The sequence below is a fragment of the Flavobacterium pasteuri genome, assembly GCF_048286615.1.
Classification (GTDB): Bacteria; Bacteroidota; Bacteroidia; order Flavobacteriales; family Flavobacteriaceae; genus Flavobacterium.
In genome coordinates this window covers 293,982-317,726 of record NZ_JBLVPN010000001.1, presented here as the reverse complement: position 1 = coordinate 317,726, position 23,745 = coordinate 293,982, and the positions used below count along the sequence as shown (strand labels likewise).

Below are 23,745 nucleotides of genomic sequence, written 5' to 3'. Positions count from 1 at the left end.
ACCCACTTAAAAAAATAAAAGTATGAAAAAGATTACCACATTAGCATTGCTATTAACGGTTGGCTTGATCAATGCACAGGCTTTCAAAGGAAAAGGTGACGTTAAATTTGATGTTGGAGCCAACATTCAAAACGGAGGTTCTGGAATTCGTGTTTCTTCTGATTTTGGTCTTGGTGAAAACATGTCATTCGGATTTGTAACTTCTTATTTGTTATCCGTTTCTAATGATCTTTCAGGAGCCAAACCTGATTTTGGAGACAGAATAGATGCTAAGGCACGATTTAATGCAAACTTGGGAAATGTTTTTCAATTTGATCCAAAAATGGATGTTTACCCAGGATTGGATTTAGGTTTACGAAATTTTGGTGCGCATTTAGGATTCCGTTATTTCTTTACGGAAGGTTTTGGTATTTTCTCCGAAGCTGGAATTCCTATCGCCACTTATAAAACGGATGCCGTAGGTTTTGATAAATTGAACAACCAGTTTACGTTTAATATTGGGGCATCTTTCAATTTGTAGAACGATTTAAGCTTAACCACAAAGAGCATAACGATTTTTTCACAAAGTTCACGAAGAAATCTTTATTACTAAAAAAAGGCAATTTGAAATATTCAAATTGCCTTTTTTAGTTTGATATATTTTGTTGTTACAAATCAAATTTGATTCCTTGTGCCAATGCAGACTTGTAGTATAATTATTCTAAGAATATAAATTAAAGACTTGCTTTAACAAAGATTCGTTTTAGTACGCCATTTTTTTCAGTTCCTTGAACGATTAAATCAAACTGTTTATTTGTTTTATGGAATACACTACAGTGAATTAGTTTAATACGTCCAAGATACAAATCTTCTTTAAAGACTTTTACAGCTTTATTATCGTATTGATTATTCGGTTCTAATTCATATCTTAAACCATCTCCAACAGTAACCTTGTCTGAAGGTATTTGACTTTCTAATAAATTAGTTATTTCAGTAACAAAAGATAAATTTTCTACTGGGTTAAAATGAGCCAAAAATTCAAAATTATCTGTCGGCAATAGTCCTTGAGTAAAAGCTAACATATAATATTTATCTTCTCTTTTACTTAAATCAATATTCCAAAAATCATAAAAATCTTGTAAATCAGGTCTCTCACTACGCATTAATCTTTGACCAAAAATTTCAATTACATTTTCCGTATAAATCTTATCTTTACTTGTATCTGGAAAACCCTCATAATGTACAAAACCTAACTTCTTGGCTTCTTCAACCCCATCCTGATTATACTGAAAGCGGATTCCTTCTGAGGCACTTTTTTTAATAGTACCAACAGAAATTCTTCTACTGCCTTTACCTGGTCTCCAGATAAGGTGTATGTTTCCTATTGCTTTCATAAATATTTGATTAATTTTTCAATGCGCAAAGTTACCAATTTAAACATCAATTGTTTTCTAGTTTCCGATAATTTAAAGTTAATTAAATCCGTTGGAACATTTATATCAATTTTTTCAATTATATCTTCTATTGCATCGGAGTCATATTTCTCTTTAACTCTACCTATAAACCTTTTCGTTTCAGTTGGATAGTATTCTAACAATAATTCTATAAGTTCAAAATGCTTCCTTTTTTTAGCATTCCCTTCCCAATGAATCTCAGATTCACCCTTCCTAACATATGCTTCTATCATTTGAGAATCACCAAGCATTTTTAAAACTTTTTCATCTGTATGTTCTCTTCCTAAACAACAACCGCTATCATAAATAAATGCAAATTGATAATTATAAGTATACGTCAAATATTTAGAGTTCATATTAATATGAATCTTCACTTCTTCTTTAGAACTATTATTAGATAATTTTTTAATTTTGTTTTTAATTTTATCAAAAGCACTAGAAGTTTGTTCTTCGACAATATCTTCATCTTGTTCGTAAGTAGATAATACACTCCAATTCTCTTGATGTCTATCTGAATTCCCAATGATACTATCAAAAACAATAATCTCAATAATATTTTCAATGTAATTCCCTAATGAAAATTCATTTAGCGCTTTACAAATAAATTGAAAGGTGTAGTCTTTTTTATCTATTTCAGGATTATATTGAGGATTAAATCCAGTTAAATAAGAGACCCCTTCTGTCAATTTATTTTTAGCACCAAAAACCATGGATTTTGAAAGACATCCAATTTTTTGCTTGTGTTTACTATCATAAGCAATATTATAATCTAACATTGGAAAACCTAAAATTTGTCCAATTTTAGAAGAAATAATTTCAGACCAAAATTCCATTGGGAATTTAATTTCCCCAGTAAGTGTTTCTTTTGAACCTTTAAAAAAATATTCTTCATTTGTATCAGGATGCAAAGTGATATATTTACTTCTACTACCTCCGGTACTGTAATGAACATTCTTATGCCAACTTGAGATGTCTGTAAATGTTGCTTCTAAATCGGTCATAAATTATTTTTTTATCTAATTTATAAAAAAACGCTTTATCTAAATTAAGACAAAGCGTTTTTATAAAATTTATTTTACTCTAAAACTTACAAATCAAATTTGATTCCTTGTGCCAAGGGTAGACTTGTAGTGTAATTGATAGTATTCGTTTGTCTTCTCATATATACTTTCCAAGCGTCAGAACCTGATTCTCTTCCGCCTCCAGTTTCTTTTTCACCTCCAAAAGCACCTCCAATTTCGGCTCCAGAAGTTCCTATGTTTACGTTTGCAATTCCACAATCAGAACCTACTACTGATAAGAAAAGTTCTGCTTCACGCAAATTATTAGTCATAATAGCGGATGATAGTCCTTGCGCCACTCCGTTTTGAATTGCGATAGCATTCTCAACAGTTCCTGAATATTTCAATAAATATAAAACAGGCGCAAAAGTTTCATGTTGTACGATTTCGAAAGAATTCTCTGCTTCTGCAATTGCTGGTTTTACGTAGCAACCACTTTCAAATCCTTCACCAGAAAGTACGCCACCTTCCACGAGAATTTTCCCACCTTCGGCAACAACTTTTTCTAATGCTTTATTGTACATTTCCACAGCATGCTTATCAATTACAGGACCTACATGGTTATTTTCATCCAAAGGATTTCCAATACGTAATTGTTTGTAAGCTGATACAATTGCATCTTTAACTTTATCATAAATACTTTCGTGAATAATCAAACGACGTGTTGATGTACAACGTTGTCCTGCCGTTCCTACCGCACCAAAAACAGCACCAATGACCGTCATTTTGATATCAGCATCCGGAGTTACAATGATAGCATTGTTTCCGCCTAATTCTAATAATGATTTTCCAAGACGACCTGCAACTGCTTGCGCAACAATTTTCCCCATACGAGTAGAACCCGTTGCAGAAATCAATGGCACACGCTTATCGTTAGTCATCATTTCACCCACTTTATAATCTCCATTTATCAAACAGGAAATTCCTTCCGGAAGGTTATTTTCTTTGATTACTTCGGCAATAATATTTTGACAGGCAATTCCGCAAAGTGGTGTTTTTTCAGATGGTTTCCAAACACAAACATCGCCACAAATCCAGGCTAAAGCCGTATTCCAAGCCCAAACGGCAACTGGAAAATTGAAGGCAGAAATGATTCCTACAACTCCCATTGGGTGGTATTGCTCATACATTCTGTGACCCGGACGTTCGGAGTGCATTGTTAATCCGTGTAATTGACGCGATAATCCCACTGCAAAATCACAGATGTCTATCATTTCCTGAACTTCGCCATATCCTTCTTGTAATGATTTCCCCATTTCGTAGGAAACTAGTTTGCCTAAAGCTTCTTTGTTTTTACGTAATTTTTCACCAAACTGACGAACGATTTCACCTCGTTGTGGCGCAGGCATTACTTTGAAAGTTTTAAAAGCCTCTGTAGCGGTTTGCATTACTTTCTCATAATCAGCAGCCGTTGTTGTTTTTACAGTACCTATTAGCTGACCGTCAACTGGTGAATAACTTTCAAGAATTTCCCCATTTGAAAAATGGTTTATCCCGGTTGATGTTCCTTCATTTATGGCTTTTACACCCAATTGCGCCAATGCTTCCTTCATTCCGAATTGATCTGCTATTGTTATCATTGTAACTTTTTTATTAAAAATTGTTATATTTTTTTACAAATATATTGATTTAACGTGAAAAACTAAACTTTGCTACTTTTATTTTACTTTTTATAGCCTCGATAGTAGTGGCATCCCACGCTTTTTGGCGTGGATAGAACGGATAGCGGGATTAGCTCCTAAAACCACTATGAATTCGGAATTAAATTATTTTTTGGACACAAATCTCGGGTCGGTTTCCATTATTGTTCCGCATTTTTCGCAGGTTCTCAACTTTTCTGAATTATAAAAATGTTCAAAATGAGGTAGGAAATCATTCTCGATATTATGCAATTCAAAATAAACCTCGTGCAGCTTGTGATTGCAGTTATCACAAAACCACAATAAACCATCAGTATATCCTTTTCCTGCTCTTTTTCGTTCGATGACAAGCCCTATAGAACCCTCTGAACGCACTGGAGAATGCGGGATTTTGGCAGGATGAAGATACATATCACCGGCATGCAATTCCATTTCTTTGCGCACACCATCCTCTTGAATAATCACTTTGATGGAGCCTTCAAGTTGGTAAAACAATTCTTCTGTTTCATTGTAATGGTAGTCTTTTCGGGCGTTTGGACCCGCAACAATCATAACAATATAATCACCGGACTCTCTGTACAAATTTCTATTGCCAACAGGTGGTTTAAGAAGATGACGGTTTTCATTAATCCATTTATTAAGGTTGAAAGGTTTTGCTATTGCCATGATTTTTATTTTAATTGTAAAGTTATGAAATATTAAAACGTTATTTTTTTTCCTTAATCAAATAAATATAGACGGGAAAATGGTCGCTAAATCCTATTTCGGTGGTGGAATGGCGTAACGGATACCCTTTGTATTGTCCGCTGTTTTGTATCAAAAATGACTTGTTGTAAATTCCTGCTTTCCAATATCGAAAGCTCGAATAATCTGTTTGCAGTAAGGTTTCAGAAACCATTATTTGGTCAAAAACATCCCAAGCGTCTCGAAATGCGATGGTGCCAAATCCCTTTTTAGCCATTTCTTCGAATGGATTATAAATCCCAAACGGTAGCACATCAGACTTTTTTGCTTTGGCGCCAAGCCCAATTTTGACACTTTTATTATAAGGACCATCATTCAAATCACCCAACGTAATCACTTTTGCATTTGGATTGATTCGTTGTAACGAATCTATTATTTTTCGATTTAATGCGCCGGCTGCTTCTCGGAACGGACTTGATTTTTTCTCGCCACCAGAACGTGACGGCCAGTGATTGACTATAATATTGATTTCCTCTCCGTCCAGAAATCCCGTTACTAAAAGTTGATCTCGAGTGTAAACCCGATAATTCTTAGGACTAATTTGCAGGTCATCATCTGTTTTATCTTCAGAACTGGATTTGGAACTTTCATTCGTATTTCCGCTTACTTTATAAATATACAAAGGAATATTACTGTAGCTGGTGGGCTGAAATTTCTTTTTCTGATACAGGAGCGCCACATCTATTCCTCTTTTGTCAGGCGAATCAAAATGAATGACTCCGTAATCTTTCTCGATTAATTTGGGTTGTTTCACTAAATCTTCCAAAACGCCTCTATTTTCTATTTCGCATCCGCCAATAAATGTAGGTAAATCGGTATTTTCCGCAGAACCTATTTCAGATAAAACGCGGGCTAAGTTGCTTAATTTCTTTTCGTATTTATCATAGGTCCATCGCTGCAAACCTGTTGGCGTCCATTCTTCATCAAAAGTATCTGGATCATTTATGGTATCAAAAAGGTTTTCGAAATTATAAAACGCAACGGTATGAATAACGTATTTTTTCTGTTGAGCATTTGATTTTACCAACGGAAAAAATAAAAAAAGAATAGGAATCCAATACGTAATTCTCATAAGTATTATTTATTTCCAGTCGGTGAATTAGATTCCATTTTAGAAACTGGCTATTGTAAAAATAGTCATTTGAACCTGAACTTAAAATTATTTTCTAATTGTCTATCTTTGTTTTTATCATTTAAAGACCATACAACTAGAATTTTTTCAGAAAAGCATTAAAGCATGAACATAAACCAATTTACTTTTACATTACGCTGTCCTGTTTTATATCAATTTCTAATGCTTATTTTTGTTTTACAATCTTTCAACAGCCAAGCCCAACACAACATGATTACACCGCCAAGTTTACAAAAAGGAGATACAGTAGCTATTTTGGCAACAGCCAGAAAAAATACAGATGACAACTTGAAACCCGCTATTGCTTTATTGAAAAGTTGGGGTTTAGAAGTAGTCATTGGAAATACAATAGGTTTAGACAACGACCAATTAGCCGGAACCGACGAACAACGTGCCGCCGATTTTCAGCAGCAAATGGATAATCCAAACATCAAAGCAATCTGGTGTGTAAAAGGTGGATACGGAACCGTACGGATGATTGATTTATTGGATTTTACTGCATTCAAAAAAAATCCAAAATGGATTGTTGGTTTCAGTGATGTGACTGTTTTACACAATCATTTGAATACAATGGGTTACAAATCCATTCACGGAATCATGCCGATAACCGCTCCTAGAGCAACTCCTCAAGCCATAGAAACACTGCGAATTGCGTTATTTGGTGAAAAATTGTCGTACGAAATAGATCCTTTCCTGATGAACAGACCCGGAAAAGCTACCGGAGAATTAGTGGGCGGAAATTTATCGATTCTATACAGTTTATTTGGTTCACCATCTGCGATTGATTGTACTGATAAAATCTTATTTATCGAAGATTTAGACGAATATTTGTATCATATTGACCGCATGATGATGAATTTAAAGCGAAATGGTTGTCTGGAAAGCATCAAGGGAATTGTTGTGGGTTCCATGACAAAAATGAAGGATAATGATATTCCATGGGGGAAAAATGCAATTGAGATTATAGAGGATGTTACCAAAAAATACAATATTCCCGTCTTGTATAATTTCCCGGCCGGTCATATTCAAGATAATAGAGCATTGATTTTAGGAAATAAAGTAACTCTGAATGTCAATGAAAAATGCAATACCCTAGTTTTTGAATAAAGACAATTTGATATTTGATTACAGAAGTTTAAAAACTTGAAACCTTAAACTTAAAACAAAATTTTTCAATGGCGGAACACAACGAGCTCGGAAAACTTGGAGAAGAAATGGCGGTTGAATTTCTACTTAAAGACGGCTACACGATTTTGCAAACCAACTGGACGTTCCAAAAAGCCGAAATAGACATTATTGCCCAAAAAGGAAATACACTTGCCATAGTTGAAGTCAAAACCCGTTCCTCATTAGAATTTGGCTTGCCACAAGATTTTGTAAAACCAAAAAAAATCCAGCTTCTTGTGAAGGCTGTTGATGCGTTTGTCAACGAAAGAGATTTAGATATTGAAGTCCGTTTTGACATTATAGCTATCCATAAAGAAGGAAAATCTTTTGTAATTGAGCATCTTATCGATGCTTTTTATCACTTTTAAACGTTTTTTCTTGATGTTATATTTGTAACAAATTGTTTTTTATTTATATTTGCGTCATATTTACACACTAACTACGCGTAAAATAACAACCAACTAAAAAAAATTACATCATGAAAACTGTTTCTTCCATTGTAGAAAACTACATCAAAACAAAGCCTTTTTTGCTAAATGCACTATCATTAGGCATCATTAATCTGACCTCATTATCCCGAAACATAATGACCGAATTAGAAAGTGAATTTGGCAAGGAAGTAAAACAAGGTGCTGTTGTTATGGCTTTAAAAAGACTAACAGAAGAACTAGATTTCAGATTAAATCATAAGATTAACAAAGTCATCAAAAACATCGGAGAAATCACCGTTCGTTCGGCCTTGACGGATTATACTTTTGCTGCATCCGATACTGTTTTAAATAAACAAGCAGATTTAATTGCAGATATCAATACGTTACCGGATATTTTTTACACTTCATCCAGAGGAGTAAACGAAACCAACATTGTGGTTAGTAACAGCATCAATCACTTAGTAGACAAGCATTTTGCTACTGAAAAACTGATTCAAAAATTAGACAATCTGGCTTCGATTACGGTAAAATTACCTAAAGAAAACATTGTCGTTCCTGGGATTTACTATTTCATTTTTCAACGTTTGGCTTGGGAAGGAATTATCATAAACGAAGTAATTTCGACTTCTAATGAGTTCACCATTTTAGTGAGTGAAGAACAAGTTGATGTTGCTTTTAAAGTAATTAAGGATTTGAAGAATTAGATAAGTTTATGATTTAAATAAAAAAGGGATTAGTTTTTGAAAAACCAATCCCTTTCTTCGTTTAAACAATTAATAATTGAGTCTTAAACGGTGTAAGTTTACAATATTTATTTAAAAAAAATGTTAAATTGCAAAAAATACATTTTTTTATGAAAAAACTTCAAATTATTCTTTTTTTATTTCTTACTATACAAATGGTAGGCCAGTATACCTCAATTCCAGATGGTAATTTTGAGCAATATTTAATTAACTCAGGTGTTGACACTGGAGCAAAAGACGGAAAAGTTTTAACTTCAAATATTAATACGATTAAATCTTTATATATTGGAAGTCAAAATATAACTGACCTAACAGGTATTCAAGACTTTGTGAATTTAGAAATACTTCAATGTTATTTGAACAAACTCACTACTATCGATTTATCTAAAAATACTTCATTAAAAAAACTTTTTTGCAATTTAAATCAATTAACAAGTTTAGATCTTTCTAAAAATGTACTTCTGATAGAAGTAAACTGTGGTCAGAACAGAATATCAAGCCTTGATATTTCACAAAACGAAAATCTAACAATATTAAATTGCTCCGATAATCAAATTAAAACTTTAGACTTTTACAAAAATATTAAAATTACAGATATTGATTGTAGTAGTAACATTCTGACTGATTTAAATGTCACTAAAAATACGTTATTAAAAAATTTAACCACAACAAATAATAATTTAGCTTCCTTAGACGTTTCAAATAATATAAATCTCACTTTTTTTTCTTGCTATAACAACATTATAACAAATTTGAATGTTAACAACTGTATTTACTTAGACCAACTTAACTTTGGTTCAAATAAATTACAAAATATAGATCTTTCCCAGAATACCTTATTAACTTCTTTGGCGTGTTATGATAATTTGCTAAACAAATTAGATATTTCAAAAAATACAATGTTAAAAGTTTTGAATTGTGAATCCAACAAATTGACTACTCTCAATTTAAAAAATGGAAACAACAAAAATTTTCAAACACCCCCAACAAGCTTCAGAAATAACCTATATTTAACTTGCATTCAAGTTGATGATGCAACTTATTCAGAAACAAATTGGTTTAATCTAAAAGATTCGACTGCAAAATATAATGCTATTTGCCAAAATTTATCAACTGCAGATATTGCGATTGATAAATCAACAATTTACCCTAATCCAACCAAAGGACAACTATATATAAATAACTTGATTTTAGAAAAAATAACAGTTAACAACATGGAAGGAAAAACAGTAAAAATCATTTCGTTTAGTTATCCTTATGCTAATAATACTATTGATCTATCGGACCTTATAAAAGGAGTCTATATTCTTAAAATCAAGAGCAATGGAATCATTTCGAGTCAAAAAATTATTATAGAATAATTTCGACTTCAAATGAATATACCATACTAGTAATTGAAGACCAAGTGGATATGACTTTTAAAGTGATTAAGGATTTGAAAAATTAGAAAATTCCGTTATCAACAAAGCTTCCAGCCTTTTGAAGACTGAAAGCTTTGTTATAAAATAATATTCCGTTACTGTATTTCTAAACAGAAGTTTAAAATTACAAATTCGTTCCACCCGAAACTTCTAAACGTTGTCCATTTACCCATTTAGCATCATCGGTACATAAAAAGGCAACTACGCTTCCAATATCATCTGGCAAACCTACTCGTCCTAATGCCGTCAACGAAGCAATCATTTGATTTAATTGCTCATTATCCCGAACTGCACCTCCGCCAAAATCAGTTTCTATTGCGCCCGGAGCCACTATATTGACTCTGATTTTTCTTTCGCCCAATTCTTTCGCTTGGTATTTAGTCAAGGTTTCCATCGCGCCTTTCATACTCGCATAAGTTGAATATCCTAGAAATGAAAAACGGGTCAATCCTGACGAAATATTTACAATTCCACCACCATCGTTTAGTAGCTCCAAAGCTTTTTGAGTCAGAAAAAAGGGTCCTTTGAATTGAATATTAACCAAATCATCAAATTGAGTTGTACTTGTTGTCGCAAAACTTTCGTGAAGACCTACACCAGCATTGTTGATTAAAAAATCAATTTTTTCAGCACCAAAAGTGCTTTTTGAAGCGCTCGCTACATTTTGAAAAAACAAATCAAAACTACTTACATCGGCAACATTCAATTGAATGGCTGCTGCTTTTTGTCCCATTTTTTCGATTTCGGATACAACATCATCCGCTTCGTCTTTTTTGCTGTTGTACGTTAGGATTACATCAAGCCCTTTTTTGGCAAGACTTAAAGCCATGTCTTTTCCTAATCCGCGGCTTCCTCCGGTAACTAATGCTATTTTGCTGTTCTTGATTTCCATGTTTAAATAGTTTTAAATTAATACTGCAAAATTAATTCCGGTATAAAGCTTGTCAATTGTAAATATCAATCCAGAGTTTGCAAAATTCAAATCAAATTATTTAAACCCTAAAAGACATGGGCGTCAAAGTTGTTTGCTTTTTGAAAAAATTAGAAAAATGTGCCAACTCTTCAAAACCAAGCGAATAGGCGATTTCCGAAATGTTCCAATCGGTTTCTTTTAAAAGTATCTTAGCTTCATGAATCAATCGGTCACTAATTAATTCAGTTGTGGTTTTACCTGTGTTCGCTTTTAAAACTTTATTCAAATGGTTGACATGCACGGACAAACGAGTTGCAAAATCTTTGGCTGATTTCAATTCTAATCGTTGACGAGGTGATTCAATTGGGAATTGTCTTTCCAATAGTTCCACAAACAAGGAAGATACTCTTGCTGCCGAATTGTGTTTTGAATATAAGGCGGTTATAGGTTGCAATTTCTGTCCAAAGTGTATTAACTCTGCCACATAATTCCGGATTAAATCGTATTTATACACATAATCAGAATTGATTTCTTTATGTATCTTTTTGAATATCAAGTCAATTTCTATTGCATCCTCATCAGAGAGTTCAAAAATAGGATAGCCATCTGATTTAAAAATAGGAAGCTCGTCAAGTACAATTCCGCTTTTATCTTTTGTTAAAAACTCGCTCGTAAAAACACAAAAATTTCCCGACTGTTGTGTGTCTAGAGGAACATAATGATAGGGGATTTTTGGCGTAGCAAATAAAAGAGCATTCTTTTCAATGTCAATTATTTTATCTGCATATTCAGCTCTGTTTTTTCCTCGTATCAAGCTTATTTTATAATAGGCTCTCCGGTCATAAGGCATAAATGACTTATCCTTTAGCCTTTCATAAAGTTCTTTGATACTAAAAACATTGAAATGACCAATTTCTTTTTGAATACCTTTTGGCAATAATGTGCTCGAATCTGTAACAGAGTCTCCAGAGATTTCCTGGTAAAACTCATCTATTGATTTTAATTTCATTGAGAATGAATTTGTAAAAATCAAATATAAGAAATAAAAAAACCAATCATAATAAGATTGGTTTTTTTACAATTAGGATCATTTACAAATTAAGAATCCGTCAAGAAATACTTAACAGTAAAATCCTTTTTTATTCTCCTCCCAATAACTCCATCAATTCCAAAGCTGTTCTGGTATTCTTCACATTGTCAAAAGTCAACAAAAGCCGCAAACCAGCTGGTGTTTGCTTTTCTTTCATTTTGCATAAATTAGGATGTTTTTGAACAAACTGCAGTACTTTATGAAAACGATTCGATTGGTAATAATCTGATTGTTGATCCGAAATAAAATAACCAATCATCTTGCCTTGTTTCATTACTAATTTTTCGATTCCAATTCGGGTTGCAATCCATTTGATTCGAATACTATTCATTAATGCTTTGGCTCGGGGCGGCATTGGACCAAAACGGTCAATCAATTTATTTTGGAAAACAATCAATTCTTCTTCATTTTTGACTGCGCCTAATTCATTGTACAAACTCAATCGCTCCGAAACATTATTGATATACTCATCAGAAAACAACAACTCAAAATCAGTATCGATTTGTAGGTCTTTGACGTATTGTTTAGTTTCTAAATTGTTTTCCTCCGGATATAAATCCTTGAATTCATTTTCCTTTAATTCATCAATGGCTTCGTTCATGATTTTTTGATACGTATCAAAACCAATTTCGTTGATGAAACCACTTTGCTCACCGCCTAATAAATCTCCCGCTCCACGAATCTCTAAATCTTTCATCGCAATATTAAATCCGCTACCCAATTCGCTGAATTGTTCCAAAGCCTGAATTCGTTTTCTGGCATCATCGGTCATCGCAGAATATGGCGGACAAATAAAATAGCAAAACGCTTTCTTGTTGCTACGCCCTACTCTACCGCGCATTTGATGCAAATCAGACAATCCAAAATTATTCGCGTTATTGATGAAAATCGTATTCGCATTAGGAACGTCTAAACCGCTTTCGATAATGGTTGTTGCCACCAAAACATCAAATTCTCCGTTCATGAAAGCCAACATCAATTCCTCGAGTTTTTTTCCATCCATCTGGCCGTGACCAATTCCAACTCTTGCATTGGGTACCAAACGCTGAATCATTCCGGCTACTTCCTTGATGTTTTCTATTCGGTTATTGATAAAGAAAACCTGTCCGTTACGCTGGATTTCATACGAAATCGCATCCCGAATCAATTCTTCACTAAAACCAACTACATTCGTCTCAATAGGATAACGATTGGGCGGAGGCGTTGTAATCACTGATAAATCACGCGCAGCCATTAGTGAAAACTGCAAGGTTCTCGGAATTGGTGTTGCAGTTAAAGTTAACGTATCGACATTCGCAGCAATGGTTTTGAGTTTGTCTTTTACGTTCACCCCAAATTTTTGTTCCTCATCTACAATCAACAATCCAAGATCTTTGAAAACTACATTTTTATTGACTAATTGGTGTGTTCCAATCACAATATCAAGTTTTCCTTCGGCCAATTGTTTTAGTGTTTCCGCTTTTTGTTTAGCCGTTCTAAAACGGTTTAAATAACCCACAGAAACTGGCATATCTTTCAATCGTTCTGTAAAAGTTCTATAATGTTGGTAGGCCAAAATAGTTGTAGGAACTAAGATCGCCACTTGTTTGCTGTTATCCACAGCCTTGAAAGCCGCACGAATGGCGACTTCGGTTTTCCCGAAACCTACATCTCCACAAACCAAGCGATCCATCGGGCGGTCGCTTTCCATATCAGCTTTTACCTCAGCCGTTGATTTGGTTTGGTCCGGCGTATCTTCATAAATGAAAGAGCTTTCTAATTCGTTTTGCAAATAACTGTCGGGCGCAAACTGGAATCCTTTTTCAAGTCTTCTTTTGGCATACAACTGAATCAAATTGAATGCAATATGTTTAACTCGTGCCTTAGTTTTTTGTTTTAAAATCTTCCAAGCATTCGAACCCAATTTGTAAATTTTGGGTGGCGTTCCGTCTTTTCCGTTGTATTTTGAAATTTTGTGCAGCGAATGAATACTTACATAAACAATATCATTATCGGCATAAACGAGCTTGATAGCTTCCTGTGTTTTGCCTTCAACTTGTATTTTTTGCAAACCTCCAAACCGTCCGATACCGTGATCGATGTGTGTCACATAATCACCTACGGATAATGTCGTGAGTTCTTTTAAAGTAATATTCTGTTTTTTCGAATAGCCGTTTTTGATGCTAAATTTGTGGTAGCGTTCAAAAATTTGGTGGTCCGTGTAACAGGTTATTTGGTTTTCTTCGTCAATAAATCCCTGATACAAAGGCAAAACAACGGTATGGTATTGCTTGCGGATATTCTCAGAATTGGCTTCATCCAATGTTTCAAAAATATCATGAAAACGTTTGGCTTGGGCATCATTCGAACAAAACAAATAATTTTTGTAGCCGTTGAAATGATTCTCATTTAGATTATTCAGTAACAAATCAAATTGCTTGTTGAATGATGGTTGCGGCTGAATGTGAAATTCGAATTTTTTGTTGGTTCTAAAAATAGCTTTTGAACTCAATTCCACAATCGAAAAATCCAACGCTCTTTTTATAAATCCTGCTTGATTCAAAAACAATTGTTCCGGCGACGAGCGTTTTATCTCCTGCGATAATTTTGCGAAAGCTTCTTCGGCTTTACCAAATTGTTTGTCTAATTGTGCTAAAAAATCTTCAGTGTTCTGAATAAAAATTACTGTTTTTTCCGAAATATAATCCAAGAAACTTTCTCGGTTTTCCTGAAAAGCTTTGTTCTCGACATTTGGTATTATCGTAATCTTTTTTTGCGTTTCAATAGACAATTGCGTCGCAACATCAAACGTACGGATGCTCTCGACTTCATCTCCAAAAAACTCAATTCGGTACGGATTATCATTCGAAAACGAAAATACATCGACTATTCCTCCACGAACCGAAAATTCTCCAGGTTCCGTAATAAAATCGACTCTTTTGAATTCATATTCGAACAAAACTTCATTAATAAAATCAATAGAAATCTTGTCGCCAACAGCAACTTTCAGCGTGTTTTTGTCCAATTCTTTTCGGGTCACCACTTTCTCGAAAAGCGCTTCGGGATAGGTAACAATAATGGCCGGTTTCTTGCGGGAATTAATTCGGTTTAACACCTCGGCGCGAAGCAAAACATTGGCGTTATCCGTATCTTCGATTTCGTACGGGCGACGAAATGAACCGGGATAAAATAGCACATCTTGCTCCCCAATCATTTGTTCCAAATCGTTCAAATAATAAGCTGCTTCTTCTTTATTGTTTAAAATAACTAAAAAAGGAAGCTCGGACTTCTTGAAAACAGACCGAATTACAAATGAAAGTGCAGAACCCAAAAGTCCCGAAAGATGCATTTTGACTTGGTTATTCTCTAATAAACGAGCAACAATTTGCTGGGTTTTAGGCGAATTATCGTAGGTATGGTATAAGATTTTTTTACTCAACGCGTGGTATATTTGGATCGATGACTGGTGTATTTGGAATGGCTCTTGTAGTGTCCATCATTTTCAATAAATCAGATTCTCCCTCTTCAATGGGAATTTTACTTTTCTCCACAATTTTGTCCATTTGTCTTTGTAATGAAACTAATTCCAAGTTGATTTCCGACACTAATAAAGTGACTTTCTTATCTGGAATATTATCCAAATGAATGAATAAATCCAGCAATCTAACTTTAGTGATCAACGTGGAAATCCTGCTTTTTATTTGAGGTTTGTTGTAATCATAAGGAATATTGTCGTTCAAAGCCATCACTTTTTTAGAAAGCGCTGTTGATTTTTGCTGAAAAGCTCCAATACTTTTTTTAGGTTTTTGCACTAATTCAGCTAAAAATATACGCCATTCGTTCCAAGATGCAATGCTTTTTTCACCCGCTTCGGTTACTGGCTCATCATATAAAACCCAACCTTTCTGTATGTTTGCTAATATGACTTCTTTTTTTTGTATCTCTTTTTTGTTTTCCGCAATTCGTTTTTGATTGTCATCTTTACAAGAGAACAAAACAAAAACCAGAGAGAAGAAAACGGCTATTTTATATTTCATGTGCGTCAATTTATCATTTTTTAATGGATGAAAGTAATTCAAATACAGTTGTATTTTTTTAAAAAAAAAGCAATTATGACCCTTTAAAAATTTCCATTAATTTAGGTGCAAAGTTACAAAGTAAATTTACAATAATGAATTCCAGTATTGGAATAACAATCTAATATTCCTGAAGCTATTTTCGTGTTTAAAAAGTCATAAATTAAGAAATAAAACTTATTTTTAAATACTGTTTTAAGAAATTTATACCTTTTTTTATCAAAATTGTGTTATTTACGAAAACGTTATCTTTGTTTTTCAAAACAGACAAAAATGAGTACAAAAATATTGATTATTGGCGCTTGCGGCCAAATAGGAACGGAGCTTACCCAAAAGTTGCGGCAACTACACGGAACCGAAAATGTAATCGCTTCGGATATCCGAAAACTAAATATTGATGTGGTAAATTCCGGTCCATTTGAAGTCGTGAACGCTTTGGATTTTAATCAAATTGAACATTTGGTCGAAATCCACCAAATTGATGAAGTGTATTTGATGGCCGCATTATTATCAGCAACAGCCGAAAAAAACCCTGCATTTGCTTGGGACCTGAATATGAATTCGTTGTTTCATGTTTTGAATTTGGCGAAAGCCGGAAAAATAAAAAAAATATTCTGGCCCTCGAGTATTGCGGTTTTTGGACCAACAACTCCTAAAGAAAACACGCCACAATACACGATAATGGAGCCTTCAACGGTGTACGGAATCAGTAAACAAGCGGGCGAAAGATGGTGTGAATACTACCATAATATTTTTGGTGTAGATGTAAGAAGTATTCGTTATCCGGGTTTAATCAGCTGGTCATCGCCTCCTGGTGGCGGAACTACGGATTATGCAGTGGATATTTTTCACAAAGCACTTTCCGATAAAACATACGAATGTTTTATATCCTCAGAAACTAAAATGCCGATGATGTATATGGACGATGCCATTGCTGCGACCATCCAAATTATGCAAGCGCCGGTGGAACAAATAAAAATTCATTCTTCGTACAATCTAGCTGCCATGAGCTTTACGCCAACAGAGATTGCTGCCGAAATCAAGAAACATATTCCTGAATTTACCATCACTTATGAGCCGGATTTCCGTCAAAAAATAGCCGACAGCTGGCCTGCAAGTATTGATGATGCTGAAGCCAGAAAGGACTGGAACTGGAAACATGAATTTGATTTAACAACCATGACTACAGATATGCTAGAGCATTTGAGATAGACTCCTTAAAATTAAAAACTAAAAAAAGTCTAATTCTTACATTAGACTTTTTTTGGTTTTATTAGGATCAAGCTACAATTGATCTTGAAATTATATTTTCAAATCAACATCGCTCCTCCGTTTTTAAAAGGAAGAATATATCCAATCTACTTCATATTTGAACAGCGTATTTTTATGCGTTTTTTCTAATACATAAATTTGAAAGTATGGACTAAAATCAGTTACCGGATACAGTATTGGATTTTTTAACTTCATTTTTCTTTCCTCCATTTGCTTTTTTTCCTTGTAAAACTGATACGCTTTTTGTTGCAAATCTTCTGATTTATCTAAGGTGAATTTACACTTGTCAACTAAGCAAGTATCCTTTTTATTGATTTTAGAATCAAAAATAAAAGTCTCTCCTCTCATATAAAAATAAGTTTTGTTGTCAACTTTTTTTTAATATCTCCTGCAGAGCTATCAAAAAGGACATATCTCACAGGTTTCTTATACTTATTCCCACCTTTATAAAATTTGAAGAAATCACTTTCTTGGGATTGACCCATCATCGAAAATGATATGCAAAATAGCAATAAACAAATTATTTTTTTCATGATTAGTTGCAATTTGAAGGTTCGTTATATCAGCGCATTTGAAATCAATAAATTTAGAATAAAAATGCCGCGAAATTGCATTTTGTGTTTTTATTCGTTTGCTGTTTTTCATACTCAGAAACCCTATACTCCCATTCAAAATACAATTGGTTTAAAAAACACAAAAGAAATCATATTATAATTATGTAACATAATAGCTTTAAAAAATAAATACAGCGTGTTCATTATCATTACATTTGATAAAAACGGCAGCGCCATGAAACTAAAATCAAGTGAACCTTTTTGGTTGGTAAAAAACGGAATCATTAACTCCTATCCGTCATTAAGAGAAAACTTGGATACAGAAATTCTAATCGTAGGAGGCGGAATAACCGGCAGTCTTATAGCGCATCAATGTATTGCGGATGGTTACAAAACCGTGCTGATTGATCGCAGAGAAATAGGTCACGGAAGTACATCGGCTACGACATCCATGTTGCAATATGAGATTGATGTGCCGCTGTACCAACTTATAGATTTGATTGGCGAAAAAGCTGCTGTTGACAGTTATTGGGCGTGTTATAAATCAATTGATGATTTGAAAAAAATCGTACAACAAGTAAAATCTGATTGTGGTTTCAAGAAAAAAGAATCCCTTTATTTTGCCGCTTTAAAGAAAGATGTTGTCTGGTTAAAAAAAGAATTCGAGGCTCGCAAAAAAATTGGAATGCCTGTAAAATGGCTCGAAGCCGATGAAATTGATAAAAAGTTTCATATCAAGCATTCGCATGGTGGAATCTTATCAGAACAAGGCGGTAGCATAGATGCTTTCCAGTTAGCTCACGATATTCTAGCGTACAATCATAAAAAAGGGTTACAAGTTTTCGATAAAACCGATATCAAAAAAGTTACTTACAAACAAAATGGCGTCACCGTTCTAACAGAACATGGAACTACCATTACCGCTAAAAAGATAATCTACTGCAACGGTTTTGAAAGTACCGAAATCATCAAAGACAAATTTGTAAAATTACTTTCTACTTACGCCATTGTAGGAGAACGTTTTGAGGATGACCAATCATATCTTAACGACACGCTGTTTTGGAATACGGCAGAGCCTTACATGTATATGCGAACCACCGATGACCATCGATTACTCATTGGCGGAGAAGACGAAGATTTTGTAGATGCTGCAAAAAGAGATTCACTACTCAACGACAAGTCTGATAAATTAACCAAATATTTGAAGAAAATTTTACCTGATTATGATTTCAGAATGGATTTTGTTTGGGCGGGTACTTTTGGAGAGACTAAAGACGGCTTGCCTTACATTGGAAAACATCCTAATTTTCAAAGCGCTTATTTTGTTCTGGGCTTTGGCGGAAACGGCATCACATTTTCAGTCATTGGAATGGGACTCGTTTCTGAAATGTTGAAAAACAAGAAACATCCTTTATCAGAATATTTTAAATTCAGAAGATAATTTCCTAACACCAATACTTCATTAAACTGTATAAAAAATGCCCCAAATAGTGTCAAACTTTTTGGGGCATCTTCATTTCAGGGCTTTAAATTATTACTTTAATTCGTAAGTATTGTTTTCCTTCTTGATGTCAGCCACTAATCCACTTGGATCAATAGTTATCTTCTTGATGGAAGCTTTTGATTTAGCAATATTGAATTCAAACGTTGGGTACGCCCAAGCCCAATCATTCAAAACTGTTCTTTTTATAGCTGGATTTGGGTTTTCTTTTTCAAAACTCATCATGCGCAACGGGATGTAAAAACTTTCCATTGTTCCGTCTGTGTACTCCACTAATAAATCAATTGGCATTGGCATTCTACCTATTCTTCCTAAAGTAACCGTTGTTTTATCTGCATTTTCTTTTACATCATTGATTGCATAATCAATAGTATTGGTGGTTTGTGTCCAATCCGTCAAGTACCAATCTAGATTTGCTCCTGTAATTCTTTCGGCAGATCTTTTGATATCATTTGGTGTAGGATGTTTGAATTTGAAATCGCGATAATACTTTTTTAAAGTTTTCATTAGATTTTCTTTCCCTATCAAATACATTAATTGTGTTAGGAAAAGTTCCCCTTTGCTATACGAAGTAATACTATAGACTCTGTTTTCGTCAAAGCGGTCTGCATGGGTTCCTTGTGGTAATTCTTTACCTGAATTTACCATAGAAAAATAACCTGTATAGGCTCCCGTAAATGGGTTTTCTGCTTTTTTGTCGGCAATTTCATTCAGTCCAAAATCTTCAAGGAACGATGTAAATCCTTCATCCATCCATCCGTGTTTTGATTCATTGGAAGCCAACACATGCTGAAACCAAGAGTGCGCCATTTCATGTGCGGTTACTCCAAGCAATCCATCAAAACTTCCTTGTCCTAAAATCAACGTACACATGGCATATTCCATTCCGCCATCACCACCTTGAATTACGGAGTATTGTTTGTACGGATAATCTCCAACTGTTTTATTGTAAATTTCCATCAGCTGAACCGTTTTTGGCTGTAAATCTTTCCAGTTTTGTACAAATTTTGGATTGTTTTTGTATAAAAAGTGAATATCAACCCCATTTGGGCCTTTGGCAATATCATGAATGTAGTTCTTATCAGCAGCCCAAGTAAAATCATGGACCATTGGCGCATTAAAATGCCATGTCAATGTTTTTGTTTTCTTTGGAACAGACACAACAACACCTTGGTCTTGATAACCGTGACCAATTTCGTTTTTGTTTTGTAAATAACCGGTACCACCTAAAACATAATCTTTATCAATAGTAATATTTACGTCAAAATTCCCCCAAACGCCATGAAACTCTCTAGCGATATACGGATCAGCATGCCAACCTTCAAAATCAAATTCGGCAAGTTTTGGATACCATTGTGCCATTGACAATTCAACTCCTTCGCCATTATTTCTACCGGAACGACGAATCTGAATAGGAACCTGACCATCAAAATCTAAAGTAAATGTAGTTTTTGAATTGGGTAATATTGGCTTAGCCAAAGTCACTTCAAGAATAGTCCCAATCTCTTTTGCATTAGCAACTGCTCCGTCTTGTTTGAAATTAGAAATTCGTAAGTAACCAATTTCATTTGGTTTCAAACTTTTAATGCGACTTTCTTTGACTTCTTTATCACCAACTTTTACTTTGGTAACCATTCTGCCATCCGGATCTTTGATACTTTGGATTCTTGCATCCATTTCGCTTCCGGGCTGAAAAGCATTATTGAATAGATGATAATATACTTTTCTCAAAGTATCAGGAGAGTTATTGGTATAAACCAATTCCTGTTTTCCTTTGTATTGGTATGTTTTTACATCCATGGAAACATCCATTTTGTAATCGACATGCTGTTGCCAATATGAAGTGTTTTGGGCAAAAACAGTTCCGAAACTCAAAGTGACAAAAGAGAATAAAAGTAGTTTTTTCATATTTGATTTAAATAAAAATGGAAGGACAAATTGTCCTTCCATATAATGAATTGTTTAAATATTATTTAGACATTTTCTCTGCCATCAGCAAAGCGTTGTACGCGTTTACTATTTTTCCTGATTTAGAAAGAGTAGTAAAAGAACGTGTATCATTTGCTTTTCCGCCTACAACAACATCTGTTGAAATGGCAACTCCTGAATCCATCAAAATATGCTTCACTTGTTGAGCAGATAATTTTGGATAATATGAACGAATTAATGCAGCAACTCCGGCAGCATTTGGCGCAGCCATTGAAGTTCCTTGTAAATATTTATAAGTATTGTTTGGAGTTGTTGCGTAGATTTTTACACCAGGAGCAAAAACGTCAACATTAATTTTTCCAATATTAGAAAAACGAGCCACAACTTTATTTCCATATTCAAAATTCAAAGCACCAATTGTGATTAAATTATCAGCAAACTCTGTTACTTTATCTTCAGAATCATTAGGGAAATTTTCAGCAAAGTCAATGTCTTTTGCATCATTACCCGCTGCGTGAACGATTAATACATCTTTTTTCTCAGCATATTTTATCGCATCATAAACCCATTGCTTGTGTGGAGAGAAGCTTTTTCCAAAACTTCCGTTGATTACTTTGGCACCATTATCAACAGCGTAACGAATTCCAAGTGCAATATCTTTATCGTACTCATCACCGTCTGGTACGGCACGAACAGTAAGGATCTGAACGTTGTTTGCAACACCATCCCCACCTAATACGTTATTTCTACTTTGAGCAACAATTCCGGCAACGTGCGTTCCATGAAGAATTTCGTTCTTGTCTGGTCCCATCACATTATTGTTTCCGTATTTTTTATCAGTGATATCATTTGGATTATCTCCTACCGCTTTACGGTAATCTGTTTTCAGATTGTCTCCGTTTATAAGTGCAACCTGATCGTCTAATTGTTCTTGAACAGCAATTTTTAAATCTGCTATTGGCAATCCATAAGAAAGCATTTGTTGCATAGCCGCTTTACTTTTTTGTAGTGCCGGTTCTTGTGAAACAATTGCATTTACCTCTTCTATCGTGTAGACTGATTTGCCAAAATGTTTTACTAGTACAGCATCACCTGCAGTAATACTTTCTAACATTTGCTCTGAACGTGTTTTCCCAGCAGCAGCTTCAGCCACTTTTTTATCATTCAACGCTTTTGCCTCTTGATAAGTAGCATCATCTACTAAAGTTTTGTCTTTTATGATTCTTTCATATTCCAGATTTTCTTTAGTACTATCTCCCAGAAAATTCCATCCGTGAATATCATCGATATATCCGTTTTTGTCATCGTCAATTCCGTTTCCGACGATTTCTTTTGTATTGGTCCAAAGTACCGATTTCAAATCTTCGTGTTCGATATCTACACCAGAATCTACAATTCCAACAATAACTGGAACGCCTTTTTTGCCTTTCAATAATACAGCATACGCCTTGTCAACACTCATTCCAGGAATAGTATCAGTTACGATATCCAGATGGCTCCATCTTTTCAAGTCATTTTCAGCAATTGGGACCTTTTTTTTAATGTTTAAAGGTGCGCTAATAGCAACTAGTTCAGCATTAGACGTATTTGAAACTTGTTTTGAAGCGCCACATCCTACTAATGCTAAAAGTGCAAAAGCAGAAATGTAAATGGGTTTGATGGTATTCATTGAAAATGTTTTTGTTTATTTTTAAATATTTGTCTAAAATAATTTTTTTTGTTACAAAACGAGTTATGATTAACACTATGTTAAGATTTGTTCGCAAGTAAATCGCTCTTTCAACCGAACGCCTTTTTCGGTTTTTTGTACGGTTATTATTTCATTATGCGCATCGTGTTCCAAGAATAAATAATAATTATTATCAGCGGCAGCATTCATGAATTTTTCTTTTTCCGGCATAGTCAGTAAAGGTCTGGTATCATACCCCATTACATACGGAATAGGAATGTGTCCGGCTGTTGCCAATAAATCAGCACAAAAAACGATGATCTTATCCTTATATTGAATGTGCGGAATCATTTGCTTCTCGGTATGTCCATCAGCAAAGAAAATACCAAAACCCAATTCCGATTTTTCTAAAAAATCGCCTTCCGGTCTTTGGATGAAATTCAGCTGCCCGCTTTCCTGCATCGGTAAAATGTTTTCGGATAGAAAGGATGCTTTCTCTCTGGCATTTGGCTTTGTCGCCCATTCCCAATGATTTTCGTTAGACCAAAATTTAGCGTTTTTAAACGCAGGTTCGTATCCTGTTTTGTCAGCGTTCCATTGTACGCTTCCACCACAATGGTCAAAATGCAAATGCGTCATAAAAACATCGGTAATATCCTCGCGCTGAAAACCATATTTAGCCAACGATTTATCCATGGAATGTGTTCCCCAAAGCGAATAATACCCAAAAAACTTCTCTGATTGCTTGTTTCCCATTCCGGTATCAATCAAAATCAATCGGTTGCCATCTTCAATCAATAAACAGCGCGCCGCAATATCAATCAGGTTATTTTCATCGGCAGGATTGGTTCTGCTCCAAATAGTTTTTGGCACCACGCCAAACATTGCGCCACCATCTAATTTAAAATTGCCTGTTTCTATGGGATATAATTTCATGATTTTTCTTTTTTCGAGACGAAACAAAGTTAAGAAATTCAAACGCTTTTACTG

The 23,745-nt window shown here is 34.4% G+C and carries 20 protein-coding genes and 1 pseudogene; 8 read left to right on the top strand and 13 right to left on the bottom strand.

From position 1 onward, the window contains the following. Positions 1 to 22 precede the first annotated feature (22 nt). Positions 23 to 520 carry a DUF6646 family protein gene (locus tag ACNQF6_RS01480; RefSeq protein WP_417962581.1) on the top strand — a complete coding sequence of 166 codons (498 nt, stop codon included), beginning with the start codon at positions 23 to 25 and terminating at the stop codon, positions 518 to 520. Positions 521 to 713: 193 nt separating this feature from the next. Here the strand turns inward: ACNQF6_RS01480 and ACNQF6_RS01475 are convergent, their stop codons facing one another. The 5 genes from ACNQF6_RS01475 to ACNQF6_RS01455 form a co-directional block, all read right to left on the bottom strand. Next, positions 714 to 1,373 (bottom strand): hypothetical protein, encoded by a 660-nt coding sequence (locus ACNQF6_RS01475; RefSeq protein ID WP_417962579.1) that lies wholly within the window; start codon positions 1,371 to 1,373, stop codon positions 714 to 716. Further along, complete coding sequence (locus ACNQF6_RS01470; protein WP_417962577.1) at positions 1,370 to 2,434, bottom strand: HipA domain-containing protein; 1,065 nt, start codon at positions 2,432 to 2,434, stop codon at positions 1,370 to 1,372. The genes ACNQF6_RS01475 and ACNQF6_RS01470 overlap by 4 nt, the downstream gene beginning before the upstream one ends. 86 nt (positions 2,435 to 2,520) lie before the next feature. Continuing rightward, complete coding sequence (gene amaB, locus ACNQF6_RS01465) at positions 2,521 to 4,074, bottom strand: L-piperidine-6-carboxylate dehydrogenase (protein ID WP_121364136.1); 1,554 nt, start codon at positions 4,072 to 4,074, stop codon at positions 2,521 to 2,523. 186 nt (positions 4,075 to 4,260) lie between these two features. Next, positions 4,261 to 4,800 carry a 3-hydroxyanthranilate 3,4-dioxygenase gene (locus ACNQF6_RS01460; RefSeq protein WP_417962576.1) on the bottom strand — a complete coding sequence of 180 codons (540 nt, stop codon included), beginning with the start codon at positions 4,798 to 4,800 and terminating at the stop codon, positions 4,261 to 4,263. Positions 4,801 to 4,840: 40 nt separating this feature from the next. Then, positions 4,841 to 5,950, bottom strand: a complete 1,110-nt coding sequence (locus tag ACNQF6_RS01455; protein WP_417962574.1) for an endonuclease/exonuclease/phosphatase family protein — start codon at positions 5,948 to 5,950, stop codon at positions 4,841 to 4,843. Between the two features lie 270 nt (positions 5,951 to 6,220). On the opposite strand from ACNQF6_RS01455, the gene ACNQF6_RS01450 reads away from it, so the two are divergent. The 5 genes and pseudogenes from ACNQF6_RS01450 to ACNQF6_RS01430 all read left to right on the top strand — a co-directional run. Beyond that, entirely contained in the window at positions 6,221 to 7,117 is an 897-nt protein-coding gene (locus tag ACNQF6_RS01450; RefSeq protein WP_417962984.1) for a S66 peptidase family protein, read from the top strand. 68 nt (positions 7,118 to 7,185) lie between these two features. Beyond that, entirely contained in the window at positions 7,186 to 7,545 is a 360-nt protein-coding gene (locus ACNQF6_RS01445; RefSeq protein ID WP_417962572.1) for a YraN family protein, read from the top strand. A gap of 110 nt (positions 7,546 to 7,655) precedes the next feature. Next, entirely contained in the window at positions 7,656 to 8,312 is a 657-nt protein-coding gene (locus tag ACNQF6_RS01440; RefSeq protein WP_315206009.1) for an aspartate kinase, read from the top strand. 149 nt (positions 8,313 to 8,461) lie between these two features. After that, on the top strand, positions 8,462 to 9,712 hold the full coding sequence (locus ACNQF6_RS01435; protein WP_417962570.1) for a T9SS type A sorting domain-containing protein: 1,251 nt from the start codon (positions 8,462 to 8,464) through the stop codon (positions 9,710 to 9,712). Next, positions 9,709 to 9,798, top strand: a pseudogene (locus ACNQF6_RS01430) (aspartate kinase); the annotation flags it as partial. The gene ACNQF6_RS01435 and the pseudogene ACNQF6_RS01430, both read left to right, overlap by 4 nt. 98 nt (positions 9,799 to 9,896) lie before the next feature. Here ACNQF6_RS01430 and ACNQF6_RS01425 read toward each other — a convergent pair. The 4 genes from ACNQF6_RS01425 to ACNQF6_RS01410 all read right to left on the bottom strand — a co-directional run bounded on the left by ACNQF6_RS01425 (position 9,897) and on the right by ACNQF6_RS01410 (position 15,791). Beyond that, positions 9,897 to 10,664: an SDR family NAD(P)-dependent oxidoreductase gene (locus ACNQF6_RS01425; RefSeq protein ID WP_417962568.1), complete on the bottom strand. Its 768-nt coding sequence runs from the start codon at positions 10,662 to 10,664 to the stop codon at positions 9,897 to 9,899. A 100-nt stretch (positions 10,665 to 10,764) separates the two neighbouring features. After that, positions 10,765 to 11,694, bottom strand: coding sequence for a helix-turn-helix domain-containing protein (locus tag ACNQF6_RS01420; RefSeq protein ID WP_417962566.1), 930 nt, complete (start codon positions 11,692 to 11,694; stop codon positions 10,765 to 10,767). Positions 11,695 to 11,824: 130 nt separating this feature from the next. Beyond that, positions 11,825 to 15,193 (bottom strand): transcription-repair coupling factor, encoded by a 3,369-nt coding sequence (gene mfd, locus ACNQF6_RS01415; protein WP_417962565.1) that lies wholly within the window; start codon positions 15,191 to 15,193, stop codon positions 11,825 to 11,827. Continuing rightward, a complete protein-coding gene (locus ACNQF6_RS01410; protein ID WP_417962563.1) occupies positions 15,186 to 15,791 on the bottom strand; it encodes a hypothetical protein in 606 nt (201 codons plus the stop codon). The genes mfd and ACNQF6_RS01410 overlap by 8 nt, the downstream gene beginning before the upstream one ends. 312 nt (positions 15,792 to 16,103) lie before the next feature. On the opposite strand from ACNQF6_RS01410, the gene ACNQF6_RS01405 reads away from it, so the two are divergent. Beyond that, positions 16,104 to 17,042 (top strand): L-threonine 3-dehydrogenase, encoded by a 939-nt coding sequence (locus tag ACNQF6_RS01405; protein WP_417962561.1) that lies wholly within the window; start codon positions 16,104 to 16,106, stop codon positions 17,040 to 17,042. 123 nt (positions 17,043 to 17,165) lie between these two features. On the opposite strand, the gene ACNQF6_RS01400 is transcribed toward ACNQF6_RS01405, so the two are convergent. Next, positions 17,166 to 17,450, bottom strand: a complete 285-nt coding sequence (locus tag ACNQF6_RS01400) for a hypothetical protein (RefSeq protein WP_417962559.1) — start codon at positions 17,448 to 17,450, stop codon at positions 17,166 to 17,168. Positions 17,451 to 17,891: 441 nt separating this feature from the next. On the opposite strand from ACNQF6_RS01400, the gene ACNQF6_RS01395 reads away from it, so the two are divergent. Further along, positions 17,892 to 19,097, top strand: coding sequence for an NAD(P)/FAD-dependent oxidoreductase (locus ACNQF6_RS01395; protein ID WP_417962557.1), 1,206 nt, complete (start codon positions 17,892 to 17,894; stop codon positions 19,095 to 19,097). A gap of 93 nt (positions 19,098 to 19,190) precedes the next feature. Here ACNQF6_RS01395 and ACNQF6_RS01390 read toward each other — a convergent pair whose 3' ends face one another. The 3 genes from ACNQF6_RS01390 to ACNQF6_RS01380 form a co-directional block, all read right to left on the bottom strand. Continuing rightward, complete coding sequence (locus ACNQF6_RS01390; RefSeq protein WP_417962555.1) at positions 19,191 to 21,065, bottom strand: M1 family metallopeptidase; 1,875 nt, start codon at positions 21,063 to 21,065, stop codon at positions 19,191 to 19,193. A gap of 61 nt (positions 21,066 to 21,126) precedes the next feature. After that, positions 21,127 to 22,755, bottom strand: a complete 1,629-nt coding sequence (locus tag ACNQF6_RS01385) for a S8 family peptidase (protein ID WP_417962553.1) — start codon at positions 22,753 to 22,755, stop codon at positions 21,127 to 21,129. A gap of 75 nt (positions 22,756 to 22,830) precedes the next feature. Then, entirely contained in the window at positions 22,831 to 23,691 is an 861-nt protein-coding gene (locus ACNQF6_RS01380) for an MBL fold metallo-hydrolase (protein WP_417962551.1), read from the bottom strand. Positions 23,692 to 23,745: the final 54 nt, after the last annotated feature.

What these genes read in the sequence shown, in the direction of transcription:
- ACNQF6_RS01480 (WP_417962581.1), top strand. Translation starts at nt 23, where the DNA reads ATGAAAAAGATTACCACATTAGCATTGCTATTAACGGTTGGCTTGATC.
- ACNQF6_RS01475 (WP_417962579.1), bottom strand. Translation starts at nt 1,373, where the DNA reads ATGAAAGCAATAGGAAACATACACCTTATCTGGAGACCAGGTAAAGGC.
- ACNQF6_RS01470 (WP_417962577.1), bottom strand. Translation starts at nt 2,434, where the DNA reads ATGACCGATTTAGAAGCAACATTTACAGACATCTCAAGTTGGCATAAG.
- amaB (WP_121364136.1), bottom strand. Translation starts at nt 4,074, where the DNA reads ATGATAACAATAGCAGATCAATTCGGAATGAAGGAAGCATTGGCGCAA.
- ACNQF6_RS01460 (WP_417962576.1), bottom strand. Translation starts at nt 4,800, where the DNA reads ATGGCAATAGCAAAACCTTTCAACCTTAATAAATGGATTAATGAAAAC.
- ACNQF6_RS01455 (WP_417962574.1), bottom strand. Translation starts at nt 5,950, where the DNA reads ATGAGAATTACGTATTGGATTCCTATTCTTTTTTTATTTTTTCCGTTG.
- ACNQF6_RS01450 (WP_417962984.1), top strand. Translation starts at nt 6,221, where the DNA reads ATGATTACACCGCCAAGTTTACAAAAAGGAGATACAGTAGCTATTTTG.
- ACNQF6_RS01445 (WP_417962572.1), top strand. Translation starts at nt 7,186, where the DNA reads ATGGCGGAACACAACGAGCTCGGAAAACTTGGAGAAGAAATGGCGGTT.
- ACNQF6_RS01440 (WP_315206009.1), top strand. Translation starts at nt 7,656, where the DNA reads ATGAAAACTGTTTCTTCCATTGTAGAAAACTACATCAAAACAAAGCCT.
- ACNQF6_RS01435 (WP_417962570.1), top strand. Translation starts at nt 8,462, where the DNA reads ATGAAAAAACTTCAAATTATTCTTTTTTTATTTCTTACTATACAAATG.
- ACNQF6_RS01425 (WP_417962568.1), bottom strand. Translation starts at nt 10,664, where the DNA reads ATGGAAATCAAGAACAGCAAAATAGCATTAGTTACCGGAGGAAGCCGC.
- ACNQF6_RS01420 (WP_417962566.1), bottom strand. Translation starts at nt 11,694, where the DNA reads ATGAAATTAAAATCAATAGATGAGTTTTACCAGGAAATCTCTGGAGAC.
- ACNQF6_RS01410 (WP_417962563.1), bottom strand. Translation starts at nt 15,791, where the DNA reads ATGAAATATAAAATAGCCGTTTTCTTCTCTCTGGTTTTTGTTTTGTTC.
- ACNQF6_RS01405 (WP_417962561.1), top strand. Translation starts at nt 16,104, where the DNA reads ATGAGTACAAAAATATTGATTATTGGCGCTTGCGGCCAAATAGGAACG.
- ACNQF6_RS01400 (WP_417962559.1), bottom strand. Translation starts at nt 17,450, where the DNA reads ATGAGAGGAGAGACTTTTATTTTTGATTCTAAAATCAATAAAAAGGAT.
- ACNQF6_RS01395 (WP_417962557.1), top strand. Translation starts at nt 17,892, where the DNA reads ATGAAACTAAAATCAAGTGAACCTTTTTGGTTGGTAAAAAACGGAATC.
- ACNQF6_RS01390 (WP_417962555.1), bottom strand. Translation starts at nt 21,065, where the DNA reads ATGAAAAAACTACTTTTATTCTCTTTTGTCACTTTGAGTTTCGGAACT.
- ACNQF6_RS01385 (WP_417962553.1), bottom strand. Translation starts at nt 22,755, where the DNA reads ATGAATACCATCAAACCCATTTACATTTCTGCTTTTGCACTTTTAGCA.
- ACNQF6_RS01380 (WP_417962551.1), bottom strand. Translation starts at nt 23,691, where the DNA reads ATGAAATTATATCCCATAGAAACAGGCAATTTTAAATTAGATGGTGGC.